Source organism: Pseudomonas sp. P8_229 (assembly GCF_034008635.1).
In the GTDB taxonomy this organism is placed as follows: Bacteria; Pseudomonadota; Gammaproteobacteria; order Pseudomonadales; family Pseudomonadaceae; genus Aquipseudomonas.
Genome location: NZ_CP125378.1, coordinates 2,030,079 through 2,045,644 on the forward strand (window position 1 = coordinate 2,030,079; position 15,566 = coordinate 2,045,644).

Here is a 15,566-nt window from a genome sequence, read left to right on the forward strand (position 1 = left end):
ACCAGAAGGCGCCGAATGGTCATTGTGTGAATGTTGACGTCAGAGTAGTGGCACTTTTCTCGAAGATCGACACAAAACGAATGTAGGAGTGAGCCTGCTCGCGATAGCGGTGTGTCAGGCAACTGAGTAGTCGACTGAAAAGACGCTATCGCGAGCAGGCTCACTCCTACAGTTTTGACCGGATTAAGGCTTAAGCGGGTTTGGCTTCAGTCAACGCCTCCTGCGCCAGCTCCTTCTCGGCCTCCTTCAGGTCTTCTTCGCTGATCATTTCGGCAATCACCCGCAGACGCTCGACCACTCGCGCGTTGACGCTGCCCTCCGGGAACTGGCCTTCGGCATCCGGCTCACCGGCCGGCTCGCCCACCAACAGGCTCAATGCCTCATCGGCCTGACGCACCGCGTACACGTGAAACTGCCCGGCACGCACCGCCGCCAGCACCTTCTCGTCGAGCATCAGCGTGGCGACGTTGGCCTGCGGAATGATCGCGCCCTGCTCGCCGGTCAGCCCGCGTGCTTCGCAGAGGCGGAAGAAGCCTTCGATCTTCTCGTTGACCCCGCCGACCGCCTGCACTTCACCGAACTGGTTGATCGAACCGGTGATCGCAAAGCACTGCTTGAGCGGAGTTTTCGACAGCGCCGAAATCAGCGTGCAGGCCTCGCCCAGCGACGCACTGTCGCCATCGACGTAACCGTAGGATTGCTCCAGCGCGATGCTCGCGGAAATCGCCAGCGGGAATTCCTGGGCGTAACGGCTGCCCAGATACCCGGTGAGGATCATCACGCCTTTGGAGTGAATCGGCTGACCGAGGTTGACCTCACGCTCGATGTCGACGATGCCGCTACCGCCCGGGTACACCGTGGCGGAAATCCGCGCCGGCACACCGAACGCCGAATCACCGACTTCGAGCACAGTCAGGCCGTTGCACTTGCCGACCGCCGCACCGTCGGTGTCGATCAGGATGATCCCGGCGAGCATGTCGTCGAGAATCCGCGCCGATACGCGGCCAGTCCGAGTGGCCTTGGCTTTCAGCGCGCGTTCGATGTGCCCCGCGTCGGTCATTTCATCGCCGGCCAGATGCCGGATGAAATCCGCTTCACTGACCAGTTGGAACAAATCACCGATACGCGCCGACAAACGCCCCTGATGCTCGGCCAGGCGTGCGCTGTAGGTCGCCAGACGCGCCACCGCATCAGCGGTCAGCGGTGCCATGCCTTCTTCCGAGGTACGGGTTTTCAGCAACTGGGCGAACTGCTCCAGGCTTTCGTCGACCATCGGGATGTCTTCGTCGAAGTCGACCAGCACGCGGAACATCTCCTGGAAGTCCGGATCGAGGTCTTGTAGCGTGTAATACAGCTGCCGCGCACCGATAATTACCACTTTGACCTGCAGCGGAATGTGCTGCGGGTTGAGGGTCACGGTGGCGAAACGGCCCATCTCGCCCAGCGGTGATTCCATTTTCAGTTTGCGCGATTGCAGGGCGCGCTTGAGCGCGTCCCACACGAACGGCTCACTGAGCATTTTTTCCGCTTCAAGAATCAGGAAGCCGCCATTGGCACGGTGCAACGCACCCGGGCGCAACTGGCGATAGGTGGTGTAGAGCGCGCCTTGATCGGTGGTGTACTCAATGCGACCGAACAGGTTTTCGTAAGTCGGGTGCGGCTCGAACACCACCGGCGCACCGCCACTCACCGGGTGGCCAACCACCAGGCTCGGCGCGTATTGCTCTTCCAGCAGCTTGCGCGCCACAGCGTCGGTCTTGCTGTCGTCGACCAGTTGCTCGACCACGGTCTTCAGCAGGTACACCTGCATCGCTTGCAAGTAACCGCAGACCGCGGCGTTCTCCGCGTACTTCTCGGACAGCGGCGACAGCAGCGGCTGCAAGGCCAGGGTGATGGTTTCTTCGTTGAGCTGACGCAACTGATTGTTCGACTCGCGCTTCCACTGCGGCAGGCTGGCGAGTTCTTCGTTCAGCCGCTCTTCGAGACCGGAAATATCCTCGTGGAAACGCTCGCGTTCGGCTTCCGGCAATTGCGAAAACTCGGCCTCGTCCAGCGCCTTGCCTTCGAGCATCGGGGTGAAGGCAATGTTGCTGCTGTCGCGGTACAAGGCGACGTCTTTTTCCAGCGCCAGACGTTCGATGACGTCCAGCGCCTTGTCGTAGCGCTGGTTGAAGGCGCGGTCGATGGCGCTTTTTTTCTGCTGGTAGGACGGGTGCTCGAACACCGCCGGGAACGTCGCCAGCAGGTTATCGATCAAGCCGTTGATGTCGCCGATGAACGCGCCGGCCGTGCCCGAAGGCAGTTCCAGTGCGCGGGGTTCGCGCGGCTCATCGAAGTTGTTGACGTAGACCCAGTCCGCCGGGGTCTGCAGGCGTTTGCCTTCGGCCTTCAGGTAGCGTTTGACGAACGAGAAGCGGCCGGTGCCGGGTTCGCCCATGACAAAGACGTTGTAACCGGGGCGTGGCATGGCCACACCGAACTGCAAGGCTTCGACCGCACGTTCCTGGCCAAGCACACCGCGAAAGGGCTCCAGATCATTGGTGGTAGTGAAGCTGAACTGTTCAGCGGAAAACGGACGGGTCAGCGCTTCGGGCGCTAGACGCAAGCTGGCAGCAACAGGATCAGGCATCGGGCTTCCTTAACAATCAGGCGGGGCAGATAGCGGCATTCTGGCGCTGCCCGTACCCCACTGGCAAGGCGCGCCATGTGACAAAGCATAGACAAGCGCCCTGCCGCACGGCCGGCCCCCTGAAACCGGGGATTTCAACGAATATTCAGCAAAAAATCACGGAACCACGGGAACGTGCCTAAACTCCAAACTGCGCGGCTGGAACTAATAACCGGCCCACTGGCTTCAAAAGGGTCTGTCTAGGCAGCACCTGGGGGGCCAGAACCCTGTCCATTGGTATGCACACAAAGAGAACAAAGCTATGAAACGGATTCTTCTCGGTACTCTCTTCACCGTTGTATCTCTCAATGCCATGGCTCAAGCGCCAGGCGGTCCGGATTGCGGTTGGGGCAACATGCTGTTCGAAGGTCAGCGTGGCACCCCGGCACACTTCCTGGCATCCACCACCAACGGCACTTCCGGTAACGCAACGTTCGGTATGACTTCCGGCACCAACGGTTGCTCGACCAACGCGGCGCTGACTTACGGCGGTAAATCCTGGTTCGCCATGAATGGCATGATGAACGAGCTCTCCGAAGACATGGCAAAAGGCAACGGCGAAGCGCTGACGACCTATGCCGTGGTACTGGGCGTGGCGCCGGAAGACCGTGCGCACTTCGCCGCTGTCACTCACGAGCACTTCCAGCAGATCTTCAGCAAGGCTGACGTGACCGCCGAAGACGTGCATACCAACACCCTGGCTGTACTGAAATCAGACCCTCGTCTGGCCAAGTACGCCACTCAGGCTTAAGCTCGACCCCCGGCCCGCTTCTTTCGGGAAGCGGGTTTTGTTTTGAGTGCAATCACTCGAATGTGATGCTGGACAGGGGAGTGATTGCAGCCCGATCCGGGCTTTATTTTCTTTCGACTTAAGTTGCCACCTATGCTCAAACGCCTTGCCTGGCTGGCGCTCTGTGTCTGCGCCCCGCTGTCCGCCACGCCTCACGTCGACCCTCAACGTTTGCAGCAACTGGCCAACGATCGCTTCTGGATTTCCCTCGGCCACTACGAAACCGCCAAGCTCGGTGGCTGGCGCAGCTATGTCAGCGACAAGAAGTTCTTCCTCGCCCCCGACGGCAACGAACACCCCGACCATGAACTGACCGCCACCGTACAAGCGCTGTACGCCCCGGCCAGTCTCGGCGAGCAACACGCGCAGTGCGTCTACCCCGCGCGCACGCGCTGGCTGAAAGCGCAGCTCAACCTCAGCGACCTGCCCGCCCCCGATTGCGTCGAATTCAAAAAGTGGTTCAAGGACGTCTCGCCGCACAGCGCAGTGATGATCTTCCCTGCGGCGTACCTCAACAGCCCGTCATCGATGTTCGGCCACACCCTGCTGCGCATCGACCAGGCTGACGTACAGGCCGACAAGACCTCGTTGCTCAGTTACGCGATCAACTTCGGCGCCTACATCGAAGGCTCCGACAACAGCATCCTCTACGCCTGGAAAGGCTTGATGGGCGGCTACCCGGGGCTGTTCGCGCTGGTGCCCTATCAGGAAAAACTCTCCGAGTACCGCAGCCTGGAAAACCGCGACCTGTGGGAATACCGGCTGAACCTGACGCAAGCAGAAACCGCACGCATGGTCGAGCATGTGTGGGAGTTGAAGCAGATCCAGTTCGACTACTTCTTCTTCGACGAAAACTGCTCGTATCGCCTGCTCGAATTGCTGCAAGTGGCGCGTCCGAGCCTGCGCCTGACTGAACAATTCCCGCTGACCGCCATTCCCACCGACACGGTCAAAGCGGTGAAAGAAGCCGGGCTGGTGGAAAGCATCGAATATCGCCCGTCCCGCGAGCGTGAACTGCTCAGCCGCGCCGAGCCGTTGAGCAGCGACGAACAGCAATGGGTGCTGAAAGTCAGCGCCGATCAGCAGGTGTTGCAGGATCCGACCTTCAAGGCCCTGCCCCGGGATCGCCAAGCGCTGATCATCGATGCTGCGTATCGCCTGGAACGCTACCGTGCCAACGGTCAGGAGCGTGATCCGCAACGGGCGCAACGCAGTTTCGAACTGCTGCGGGCGATCAACAAGAACCCGGCGCCGGAGCTGCAGATTCCACGACCGGGCCTGCCGGAAGACGGCCACGAATCGCGCACCTGGCAGGCCGGCGTCGGCACCCGGGGTGATCGCGCGTTCGGCGAGTACGGCTTGCGCATGGCTTACCACGACCTCAACGACAACGCCGAAAGCTTCCCCCTCGGCGCGCAGATCGAAATCCTGCAGATGAAGCTGCGCCAGTACGAAGGCAACCAGTGGCAGTTCCAGCAACTGGACCTGGCGACCATCCGTTCGCTGACCCCACGCAATGAGCTGCTGCAGCCACTGTCATGGCAAGTCACCGGAGGCCTTGAGCGTGTGCCGGGCAAACACGATGACGAAACCCTGGTCAGCCACGTCAACGGTGGCGGTGGCGGCACCTGGCAACTGGGCGAAGACACGCTCGGCTTTGCCCTCGGCACCGTGCGCATCGAGCACAACAATGACTTCGCCGGGTTCGTCACTCCGGCCGGCGGTTTCAACACCGGCGTGCTGTGGAAAAACCCGCTGGGCAATCTCAGCGTCGAGGCCAAGGGCGATTACTTCACCAACGGCGAAGTACGCCGCAGCCTGAGCCTGAACCAGCAGTGGGAGCTGTCGCGCAATCTGGGTTTGCGCCTGAGTGCGCAGCGTGAGTTCAGTCATGTGGCGACCCCGGAAACCGAGGTAATGCTCGAAGTGAAGTGGTATCACTACTGATCTGCAGCCCAATCAGTAACCCTTGTGGGAGCGGGCTTGCTCGCGAAGGCGTCGTGTCAGGCGATTCAAATGTTGCCTGACACACCGCTTTCGCGAGCAAGCCCGCTCCCACAGGGGTCTCCGGTGTTCAACGAATTACTTACATGTCTTTCACCAACGTCCGACGATTCCGCTTCTAGACTTTCCCTATCAGCCGGGATTCGGCGCGGGAGAGTGCAATGTGGCGGTGTGCGGGACTGTTGGGTGTTTTGCTGTTGCTCGGGGGTTGCCAGACCACCCATGAAGACTTGGTCGCCAAAGGTTATCCACCGGCCTTCGCCGACGGTTTCGATGACGGCTGCGTCAGCGGGCGGCAAGCGGCCGGCTCGATCAGTGGCGAGTTTCGCAAGAATGTGCCGCGCTATCTCAAGGACAAGCAATACGCAGAAGGCTGGACCGACGGTTTCCGCCAGTGTCAGGCGATGCTGGAGAACAAGGATCGTGAAGAGTATCGCAATGAACACTGGGACGAACGCGAGCGCGCCTGGCAGCAGCAGAAAGATCAGGACGCCGGACGGGCTTATCGCTCGCAATAGGTCGCTTCCAGACATCCAGTGAAACCAAACGTCGGCGACTATGGACCAATTCCTATCACAGGAGGACACCATGAGCCGCGCTTTCGTCAACGAAGACAACGCCGCCGCGCAAGCCGATCAGCCCGTTGAACGGCAGGTCAGCGCGCAGCCCAATTACGTCACACCCCAGGGATTGGCGCAGTTGCAGGCCAAAGTCGCCGACCTGCAAAGCCTGCACGCCGAGCAGTCGGCCAAGGGCGAACAGGCCGACAAACAGCGCCTGGCCGATCTGGAACGGGATCTGCGCTATTTCAATCAGCGCCTGGACAGCGCGCAGGTCGCAGCCGCCGCGACCTCCACCGACAAGGTGCAGATCGGCAGCTGGGTAACCTACGCCGACGAACACAGCACCGAACGCCGGGTGCAACTGGTTGGCGAGGATCAGGCTGACGCCAGTCAGGGCCTGATCAACTGGGGCTCGCCGCTGGGCCGGGCACTGCTAGGGACCCGGCTCAATGACGAAGTGCTGTGGCAACGCCCCGCCGGCGATCAGATGATTGAAGTGATTCGCATCGAACCGGCTTAAACCACACCCTGAGCGAGCATCGCATCAGCGACTTTGACGAAGCCGGCGATGTTCGCACCTTTGACGTAGTTGATCCGTCCGTTCTCCTCGCCGTAATACACGCAGGCGTGATGGATCGACTGCATGATCGCGTGTAGCTTGCTGTCCACCTCACCCGCCGTCCACAGCAGGCGCATGGCGTTCTGCGACATCTCCAGACCGCTCACCGCCACCCCGCCGGCGTTGGAAGCCTTGCCCGGGGCGAACAAAATGCCCGCCTCGATGAAGATATCCACGGCCGCAAGCGTGGTCGGCATGTTCGCGCCTTCAGCCACGCACACACAGCCGTTGCGCAGCAGGGTGCGGGCGGCTTCGGCGTCGAGTTCGTTCTGCGTGGCGCACGGCAGCGCGATGTCGCACGGCAACGACCATGGCAGTTGTCCGGCGCGGAACTCCAGGCCAAACGCAGCCGCCAGCTCGCTGATGCGTCCGCGTTTGACGTTCTTCAATTCCAGCAGCGCCAGCCATAGCTCTTCACTCAGGCCGGACTCGCAGTACAGCGTGCCTTCGGAGTCGGACAACGAAATCACCTTGCCGCCGAGGTCCATGACTTTGCGCGCCGCGTACTGGGCGACGTTGCCAGAACCGGAGATCGCCACGCGCTTGCCTTCGACGGTCTGCTCACGGCGCTTGAGCATTTCCTCGGCGAAATACACGCAACCGAAACCGGTAGCCTCCGGACGAATCAGACTGCCGCCGTAGGTCATGCCCTTGCCGGTCAGAACGCTGGTGAACTGGTTGCTCAGGCGCTTGTACTGGCCGAACAGAAAACCGATTTCCCGCGCACCGACACCGATGTCACCGGCTGGCACATCAACGTCGGCGCCGATGTGGCGGTACAGCTCGCTCATGAAGGCCTGGCAGAAACGCATGACTTCGGCGTCGCTCTTGCCCTTCGGATCGAAGTCCGAACCGCCCTTGCCGCCGCCCATGGGCAACGAGGTCAGGGAGTTCTTGAAGGTCTGCTCAAACGCCAGAAACTTCAGCACACCCATGTTCACCGAAGGATGGAAGCGCAAGCCGCCCTTGTACGGGCCGATCGCGCTGTTCATCTGGATACGGAAACCGCGATTGACCTGAACCTTGCCCTGATCGTCGACCCACGACACGCGAAACACCACCGCCCGCTCCGGCTCGCAGATGCGTTCCAGAATCCCCGAGGTCAGGTAATGCGGATTGGCTTCGAGAAACGGCCACAGACTGCGCAGGACTTCTTCGACGGCCTGGTGGAATTCGGGCTGATCCGGGTCGCGTTTTTTCAGCCGGGCGAGGAAGGATTCGACGGATTCGATCATGGGAAAAGTCTCGGCAAATTTATTGTCGTTGGAAGCGATTGAGCCGGACTGTAACAAACGAATTGCGCACAGGAACAGAGCAAAATGTCGCACTTATGAAATTAAATGGTGCACAGGATATAAATCAGGGGGGGGTTTTTGGTGTGCTTTGCACCTGAATGGTGAGATCAGATTCAAGTTATGCACCAACAGTTGCACCGCTATCGCGAGCAGGCTCACTCCTACAGGGGAACGCATTTCAAATGTAGGAGTGAGCCTGCTCGCGATAGCCGCGCCTCGGCCTCACTGAAAAACCCAGGCAAAAAAAAACGGAGCCCGGGGGCTCCGCTTTCTCATGCAACCAACCCGAATCAGGCCAGTTTCTTGTGGCGTACCCGGTGTGGCTGGGCAGCCGCTTCGCCGAGGCGTTTTTTGCGGTCGGCTTCGTACTCGGTGTAGTTACCTTCGAAGAACACTGCTTGCGAGTCGTCTTCGTACGCCAGGATGTGGGTCGCGACGCGATCCAGGAACCAGCGATCGTGAGAGATCACAATGGCGGCGCCAGGGAAGTCCAGCAGGGCTTCTTCCAGCGAACGCAGGGTTTCAACGTCGAGGTCGTTGGACGGTTCGTCGAGCAGCAGGACGTTGCCGCCCTCTTTCAGGGTCAGCGCCAGGTGCAGACGACCGCGCTCACCACCGGACAGGTCCTTGACGAACTTCTGCTGATCGCCGCCCTTGAAGTTGAAGCGACCGACGTAAGTACGCGACGGGATCTCGTAGTTGCCGATGCGGATCTGGTCCGAACCGTCGGAGATCTGCTGGAACACGGTCTTGCTGCCGTCGAGGTCTTCGCGGCTCTGGTCAACGCAGGCCAGTTGCACGGTTTCGCCGACTTCGATGCTGCCGGAATCCGGAGTTTCCTTGCCCATCAGCATGCGGAACAGGGTCGACTTACCGGCACCGTTACCGCCGATCACGCCGACGATCGCGCCTTTTGGCATGGAGAACGACAGGTTGTCGATCAGCACGCGGTCGCCGTAGCCCTTGGTGACGTTCTTGAATTCGATGACCTTGTCGCCCAGGCGAGGACCGGCCGGGATGTAGATCTCGTTGGTTTCCGAACGTTTCTGGAATTCCTGCGACTGCATTTCTTCGAAACGCTGCAGACGTGCCTTGGATTTGGACTGGCGGGCCTTGGCGCCTTTGCGCACCCACTCCAGTTCTTCCTTCATGGCTTTTTCGTGAGCCGACTGCTGCTTGGATTCGGCCGCCAGACGATCGGACTTGGCTTCGAGCCAACCCGAGTAGTTGCCCTCGTAAGGAATGCCCGCGCCGCGGTCGAGTTCCAGAATCCAGCCCGCAACGTTGTCGAGGAAGTAACGGTCGTGCGTGATCGCGACCACGGTGCCCGGGAAGTCGTGCAGGAAGTGCTCCAGCCACGCCACGGAGTCAGCGTCCAAGTGGTTGGTCGGTTCGTCGAGCAGCAGCATGTCCGGAGCGGACAGCAGCAGACGGCACAGGGCCACACGACGTTTTTCACCACCGGAGAGGAATTCAACCTTGGCGTCCCACGCCGGCAGACGCAGGGCGTCGGCGGCGACTTCCAGCTGGCGGTCCAGGTTGTGGCCGTCGCTGGCTTGCAGGATCGCTTCGAGTTTGGCTTGCTCGGCAGCCAGTTTGTCGAAGTCGGCATCTTCTTCAGCGTAAGCCGCGTAGACCTCGTCCAGGCGGGCCTGGGCGTTCTTGATCACGCTGACCGCTTCCTCGACCACTTCACGCACGGTCTTGGTCGGATCCAGTTGCGGCTCTTGCGGCAGATAACCGATGTTCAGGTCCGGCATCGGACGGGCTTCGCCCTCGAACTCGGTGTCGACGCCAGCCATGATTTTCAACAGCGTGGACTTACCCGAACCGTTGAGGCCGAGTACGCCGATCTTGGCGCCGGGGAAGAACGACAACGAAATGTTTTTCAGGATTTCCCGCTTCGGCGGAACAACTTTGCCCAGCCGATGCATGGTGAATACGTATTGAGCCATGGAGAACCTTGGGTCAGTGACAGATGAATGATTGGAGCGCAGGCGATGCCCGGCCAGACCATGCGCGTCGTTCACTTAATGGTGATCAATGCGTGCGCGCTGAAAAAAGTCTGATTCTAGGAGCTGGAACGCTCCCGCGTAACCGGCAAAGCTACCTTAATGACGGAAGGCAGTCCAGCCGAGTGGGGCTGGCACTTCGCCACAACTCAAGGCATGCTAGCCGCCCTTCGGGCGTCCGGCTTATAGTGCACGTCGCGCCAGTCCAGCCAAACCGCAGGATTTCAGCTTGTCCAATGTCTCTCCGCCAGCCTCTGTGAGCAGCACCCAACCGGCGCCCGGCTCGCCCCTGCGCGGAACATTGAAGGGCGCACTGGCGACACTCGTGCTTTTGTTGCTGGCATTGCTGTTCTGGCAACTGCTCGACCAACTGCGCGAGACCCAGAAAAACCAGCGCCAGTACACCATCGATTACACCGCCGACCTCGCCTCGCAGGTCAGCCTGAACATGTCGCTGAATGCGCAAATCGCCCTCAACCTGCTACCGATCGTCGAACAGCCGCAGTCGTCCGACGAACAGCAGGCGCTGTTGCACAAGCTCCAGCAATCGCTGCCAGACCTGCGCAGCCTGGCCCTGCTCAGCCCTTCCGGCAAAATCATCAGCGACAGTGCCGGCGACAGCCACGACGCCGACTACCTCAGCGAACTGGTGCGCCGCAGCCGCGCCCAGGCGCATTACTTCAGCAACGCCGACGACGGTTCGGTGGTGCATCTGTTATTGCATCAGGCCAGCGGCAACACACGCGGCTACTGGGCGCTGCGCCTGACCCCGACGTTCTTCGACTCACTGACCAAACAGGGCGAAACCGGCATCCGTCCGTTGTGGCTGGTGGAAAACCGCCTCAACCATCAGATCATCAGCCGCGACGAAGCACTGTCTTCGGCCCGGCCCGGCGTGCTGAGCCCGGACGACATGACCAACACCGTACTGACTGTGCCACTGAGCAGCAGCGACTGGCAGTTGCGCGGGCTGTTCGATCGCCAGCGCGTGCTCGAAGAACTGCTGCCGGCGTTCATTGGTAAATGTCTGTTGGGCCTGGCGTTCTCGATGTTGCCGGTGATCGCCCTGCTCAACATGCGCCGGCGCCAGCGCCAGTTGCATGAAGGCCGCCGACGTTATCAGGACATCTTCGAAGGCACCGGCGTCGCCCTGTGCGTGCTGGATCTGTCGGGCCTCAAGCAACTGTTCGACAAGGCGCAGATCCAGACCAGCGACCAGCTCAAGGCCTGGCTCGACCAGCCGGCCCAGCGCCAGCAACTGCTGCAAGAGCTGCGTGTCACCGAGGTCAATCAGGTGGCGCTGCAACTGCTCAACGTCAATTCCTGCGAGCACACCTGGCAACTGCTGATCGACGGTCATCCGCACCACCAGTGCGCCATCGGCAATCAGGTGCTCGACGCAGTCCTGCAGCAGCAAAAGCAGCTGGAACTGGAAATCAAACTGCCGGACATCAATGGGCGCGACCAGCACCTGTGGATGGTGCTGCGCCTGCCGCAGGAACAGCACGACTATAAAGCGGTGATCCTCAGCATCAGCGACATCACCAGCCGCAAGCTGATCGAACTGTCGCTGCTGGAGCGCGAAGGTTTCTGGTCGGACGTGGTGCGCACCGTGCCGGATCACCTGTACGTACAGGACGTGATCAGCCAGCGGATGATCTTCAGCAACCACCACCTCGGCCAGACCCTCGGTTACAACCGCACCGAGCTGCACCAGATGGGCGAGTATTTCTGGGAAATCCTCCTGCACCCGGAAGACGCCGACTATTACCACCGTTCGCGGCAGATGCAGCGGCACGCCGGCTACAGCCAGTTGCTGCAATGCCAGTTGCGCTTTCGCCATCGCGACGGCAAGTGGCGGCGCTTCGACATCCGTGAGCAGGCGCTGGCCCGGGACAAGCACGATCAGGTCACGCGAATCATTGGTGTGGCCAAGGACATCACCGAGCAGATCGAGGCCAGCGAATCGCTGCGTGACAGCGAGCAACGCTACCGGATGCTCGCCGAAAGCATCAGCGACGTGATTTTTTCCACCGACAGCAAACTGTCGCTGAACTACGTCAGTCCGTCGGTGCAGGCGGTATTGGGTTACAACGCCGAGTGGATTTTCCAGAACGGCTGGCAATCGACCATTGCCAACCCGCAGCAACTGAGCGGCATCTACACCCTGATGGACCGGGTCAGCAAAGCGCTCGACAAGCCTGAGCAGCTGACGCAGCTGCGAAGCCAGGTGCAGACCCAGATGTTCCTGTTCGACTGCCTGCGTGCCGACGGTCGCAAGATTCCGATCGAGCTGCGTCTGGTGCTGGTGTGGGACGAACACGGTGCGTTCGAAGGCGTGCTCGGCGTCGGTCGCGACATCAGTCAGCAGCGCCGCGCGGAGAAAGACTTGCGCATGGCCGCGACGGTTTTCGAGCACTCGACCTCGGCGATCCTGATCACCGACCCGGCCGGCTACATCGTGCAGGCCAACGAGGCGTTCAGCCGGGTCAGCGGTTACGCGGTGGCCGAAGTCCTCGACCAGTTGCCGAACATGCTCACCGTCGACGAACAGCAGGACGCGCACCTGCGCTACGTGCTCAAGCAACTGCATCAGCACAGCACCTGGGAAGGCGAAGTCTGGCTCAAGCGGCGCAATGGCGAGCATTACCCGGCGTGGGTCGGCATTACCGCAGTGCTCGACGATGAAGGCGACCTGGCCAGTTACGTGTGCTTCTTCAGCGACATCAGCGAGCGCAAGGCCAGCGAGCAGCGGATTCACCGCCTCGCCTACTACGACGCCCTGACCCACCTGCCCAACCGCACGCTGTTCCAGGATCGCCTGCACACCGCGCTGCAATCGGCCGAGCGGCAGAAGTCGTGGGTGGTGCTGATGTTCCTCGACCTCGACCGTTTCAAACCGATCAACGACTCACTCGGCCACGCCGCCGGCGACCGCATGCTCAAGGACATGGCCACGCGCCTGCTGGCCTGCGTCGACGATGACGACACTGTGGCGCGCATGGGCGGCGACGAATTCACTCTGCTCCTGCAACACCGCTCCAGCCGCGAGATGGCACTGAACCGAGCGATTCACGTCGCCGAGCAGATTCTCGCCAGTCTGGTGAAACCGTTCGTGCTCGAAAGCCGCGAGTTCTTCGTCACCGCCAGTATCGGCATCGCCCTGAGCCCGCAGGACGGCAACGAACTCAGCCAGTTGATGAAAAACGCCGACACCGCGATGTACCACGCCAAGGAGCGTGGCAAGAACAACTTCCAGTTCTATCAGGCCGACATGAACGCCAGTGCGCTGGAGCGTCTGGAGCTGGAAAGCGACTTGCGCCACGCCCTGGAGCAGAACGAATTCGTCCTGTATTACCAGCCGCAATTCAGTGGCGACGGCAAACGCCTGACCGGTGCCGAAGCCCTGCTGCGCTGGCGTCATCCACGTCGCGGGCTGGTGCCGCCAGGGGATTTCATTCCGGTGCTGGAAGAGCTCGGTCTGGTGGTCGACGTTGGCGACTGGGTGATCGGCGAAGCCTGCCGTCAGCTCAAGACCTGGCACCAGAACCGCGTGCGCGTACCGAAGGTGTCGGTGAACATTTCGGCGCGGCAGTTCTCCGATGGCCAACTCGGCACGCGCATCGCCACCATTCTCAGGGAAACCGGTCTGCCGCCGGCGTGCCTGGAACTGGAGCTGACTGAAAGTATCCTGATGCGCGAAGTCAGCGAGGCGATGCAGATTCTCGCCGGGCTGAAGAACCTCGGCCTGAGCATCGCGGTCGACGACTTCGGCACCGGTTACTCGTCGCTGAACTACCTCAAGCAATTCCCGATCGACGTGCTGAAGATCGACCGCACCTTCGTCGACGGCCTGCCGTCCGGCGAGCAGGACGCGCAGATCGCCCGCGCGATCATCGCCATGGCCCACAGCCTGAACCTGGCGGTGATCGCCGAGGGCGTGGAAACCCATGAGCAACTGGACTTCCTGCGTGAACACGGTTGCGATGAGGTGCAGGGCTACCTGTTCGGCCGGCCGATGCCGGCCAGCCGGTTCGAAGCGCAGTTCAGCAATGATGCGCTGTTCATGTTTGACTGAAAATCTGTGGCGCATCTATCGCGAGCAGGCTCACTCCTACAAGGGATTGATGTCGGTCACGGTTTTTGTGTACGCCTCAGATAATGTAGGAGTGAGCCTGCTCGCGATGAAGCCGGCGCAATCACCATCTATCTGCGCATGAACGCCACTTGTCTGCGACATGATGTCGTTTCATATGCCATCCAAAACCCATTGAGTTAGAATGCCCCCCTTTTCTGCCCCCCGATCCTTGAGGACCGCCATGTTCAGCCGTGATTTGACTATTGCCAAGTACGACGCCGACCTTTTTGCCGCCATGGAGCAAGAAGCTCAGCGCCAGGAAGAACACATTGAGCTGATCGCTTCTGAAAACTACACCAGCCCAGCGGTGATGGAAGCTCAAGGCTCGGTCCTGACCAACAAATACGCCGAAGGTTACCCAGGCAAGCGCTACTACGGTGGTTGCGAGTACGTCGACGTTGTCGAGCAACTGGCTATCGACCGCGCCAAAGAACTGTTCGGCGCCGATTACGCCAACGTTCAGCCGCACGCCGGTTCGCAAGCCAACGCCGCTGTTTACCTGGCCCTGCTGCAAGGTGGCGACACCATTCTGGGCATGAGCCTGGCCCACGGCGGTCACCTGACCCACGGCGCCAGCGTTTCGTCCTCCGGCAAGCTGTACAACGCCGTGCAGTACGGCATCGACGCCAACGGCCTGATCGACTACGACGAAGTCGAGCGTCTGGCGGTTGAACACAAGCCGAAAATGATCGTGGCCGGTTTCTCTGCCTACTCGCAGATCCTCGACTTCCCGCGCTTCCGTGCAATCGCTGACAAAGTCGGTGCCTACCTGTTCGTCGACATGGCTCACGTAGCCGGTCTGGTCGCCGCTGGCGTCTACCCGAACCCGGTACCTTTCGCTGACGTCGTGACCACCACCACCCACAAGACCCTGCGCGGTCCACGTGGCGGCCTGATCCTGGCTCGCGCCAACGCCGAGATCGAGAAGAAGCTGAACTCCGCAGTATTCCCGGGCGCCCAGGGTGGCCCGCTGGAGCACGTGATCGCCGCTAAAGCGATCTGCTTCAAGGAAGCCCTGCAGCCTGAGTTCAAGGCTTACCAGGAACAAGTGGTGAAGAACGCCCAGGCCATGGCCGAAGTGTTCATCGAGCGCGGTTTCGACGTGGTGTCCGGTGGTACCAAGAACCACCTGTTCCTGCTGTCGCTGATCAAGCAGGACATCTCCGGTAAAGACGCTGACGCCGCTCTGGGCAAAGCGTTCATCACCGTGAACAAGAACTCCGTGCCAAACGATCCACGCTCGCCGTTCGTCACTTCCGGCCTGCGCTTCGGTACTCCGGCTGTGACCACTCGCGGCTTCAAGCAAGCCGAGTGCAAAGAGCTGGCCGGCTGGATCTGCGACATCCTGGCTGACCTGAACAACGAAGCGGTGATCGACGCCGTACGTGAGAAAGTCAAAGCCATCTGCAAGAAACTGCCGGTCTACGGCGCTTAATTGCAACGTTAAATCCGCAGCATGAAAAACCGGCCAGTGATG

At 60.8% G+C, this 15,566-nt stretch carries 9 protein-coding genes; 6 read left to right on the forward strand and 3 right to left on the reverse strand.

The window, feature by feature from the left end; translation table 11 throughout:
* Nucleotides 1-190 precede the first annotated feature (190 nt).
* Nucleotides 191-2,629, reverse strand: a complete 2,439-nt coding sequence (locus QMK55_RS09175) for a Lon protease family protein (protein ID WP_102356500.1) — start codon at nt 2,627-2,629, stop codon at nt 191-193.
* Between the two features lie 301 nt (nt 2,630-2,930).
* On the opposite strand from QMK55_RS09175, the gene QMK55_RS09180 reads away from it, so the two are divergent.
* The 4 genes from QMK55_RS09180 (at nt 2,931) to QMK55_RS09195 (ending at nt 6,545) form a co-directional block, all read left to right on the forward strand.
* The gene (locus QMK55_RS09180; RefSeq protein WP_320329074.1) at nt 2,931-3,419 is read left to right on the forward strand and encodes a DUF3015 domain-containing protein; all 489 of its coding nucleotides are present in this window, start codon (nt 2,931-2,933) and stop codon (nt 3,417-3,419) included.
* A 132-nt stretch (nt 3,420-3,551) separates the two neighbouring features.
* Nucleotides 3,552-5,405, forward strand: a complete 1,854-nt coding sequence (locus tag QMK55_RS09185; protein WP_320329075.1) for a DUF4105 domain-containing protein — start codon at nt 3,552-3,554, stop codon at nt 5,403-5,405.
* 218 nt (nt 5,406-5,623) lie between these two features.
* The gene (locus tag QMK55_RS09190) at nt 5,624-5,980 is read left to right on the forward strand and encodes a hypothetical protein (protein WP_320329076.1); all 357 of its coding nucleotides are present in this window, start codon (nt 5,624-5,626) and stop codon (nt 5,978-5,980) included.
* A 70-nt stretch (nt 5,981-6,050) separates the two neighbouring features.
* Complete coding sequence (locus QMK55_RS09195; RefSeq protein ID WP_320329077.1) at nt 6,051-6,545, forward strand: GreA/GreB family elongation factor; 495 nt, start codon at nt 6,051-6,053, stop codon at nt 6,543-6,545.
* Here the strand turns inward: QMK55_RS09195 and gdhA are convergent.
* Nucleotides 6,542-7,879, reverse strand: a complete 1,338-nt coding sequence (gene gdhA, locus QMK55_RS09200) for an NADP-specific glutamate dehydrogenase (protein ID WP_102356504.1) — start codon at nt 7,877-7,879, stop codon at nt 6,542-6,544. The two genes, QMK55_RS09195 and gdhA, sit on opposite strands and share 4 nt — an antisense overlap.
* Before the next feature lie 350 nt (nt 7,880-8,229).
* Nucleotides 8,230-9,894 (reverse strand): energy-dependent translational throttle protein EttA, encoded by a 1,665-nt coding sequence (gene ettA, locus QMK55_RS09205; RefSeq protein ID WP_102354473.1) that lies wholly within the window; start codon nt 9,892-9,894, stop codon nt 8,230-8,232.
* Nucleotides 9,895-10,180: 286 nt separating this feature from the next.
* On the opposite strand from ettA, the gene morA reads away from it, so the two are divergent.
* Both morA and glyA read left to right on the forward strand, forming a co-directional pair.
* Nucleotides 10,181-14,029 carry a cyclic di-GMP receptor MorA gene (morA, locus tag QMK55_RS09210; protein ID WP_102354474.1) on the forward strand — a complete coding sequence of 1,283 codons (3,849 nt, stop codon included), beginning with the start codon at nt 10,181-10,183 and terminating at the stop codon, nt 14,027-14,029.
* Between the two features lie 241 nt (nt 14,030-14,270).
* Nucleotides 14,271-15,524: a serine hydroxymethyltransferase gene (gene glyA / locus QMK55_RS09215; RefSeq protein ID WP_007963781.1), complete on the forward strand. Its 1,254-nt coding sequence runs from the start codon at nt 14,271-14,273 to the stop codon at nt 15,522-15,524.
* The last annotated feature ends 42 nt before the right edge of the window (nt 15,525-15,566 follow it).

Bases quoted from the DNA above. Each gene is read 5' to 3' on its own strand.
- gdhA (WP_102356504.1), bottom strand. From the start codon at position 7,879: ATGATCGAATCCGTCGAATCCTTCCTCGCCCGGCTGAAAAAACGCGAC.
- QMK55_RS09175 (WP_102356500.1), bottom strand. From the start codon at position 2,629: ATGCCTGATCCTGTTGCTGCCAGCTTGCGTCTAGCGCCCGAAGCGCTG.
- QMK55_RS09180 (WP_320329074.1), top strand. From the start codon at position 2,931: ATGAAACGGATTCTTCTCGGTACTCTCTTCACCGTTGTATCTCTCAAT.
- QMK55_RS09190 (WP_320329076.1), top strand. From the start codon at position 5,624: ATGTGGCGGTGTGCGGGACTGTTGGGTGTTTTGCTGTTGCTCGGGGGT.
- QMK55_RS09185 (WP_320329075.1), top strand. From the start codon at position 3,552: ATGCTCAAACGCCTTGCCTGGCTGGCGCTCTGTGTCTGCGCCCCGCTG.
- ettA (WP_102354473.1), bottom strand. From the start codon at position 9,894: ATGGCTCAATACGTATTCACCATGCATCGGCTGGGCAAAGTTGTTCCG.
- glyA (WP_007963781.1), top strand. From the start codon at position 14,271: ATGTTCAGCCGTGATTTGACTATTGCCAAGTACGACGCCGACCTTTTT.
- QMK55_RS09195 (WP_320329077.1), top strand. From the start codon at position 6,051: ATGAGCCGCGCTTTCGTCAACGAAGACAACGCCGCCGCGCAAGCCGAT.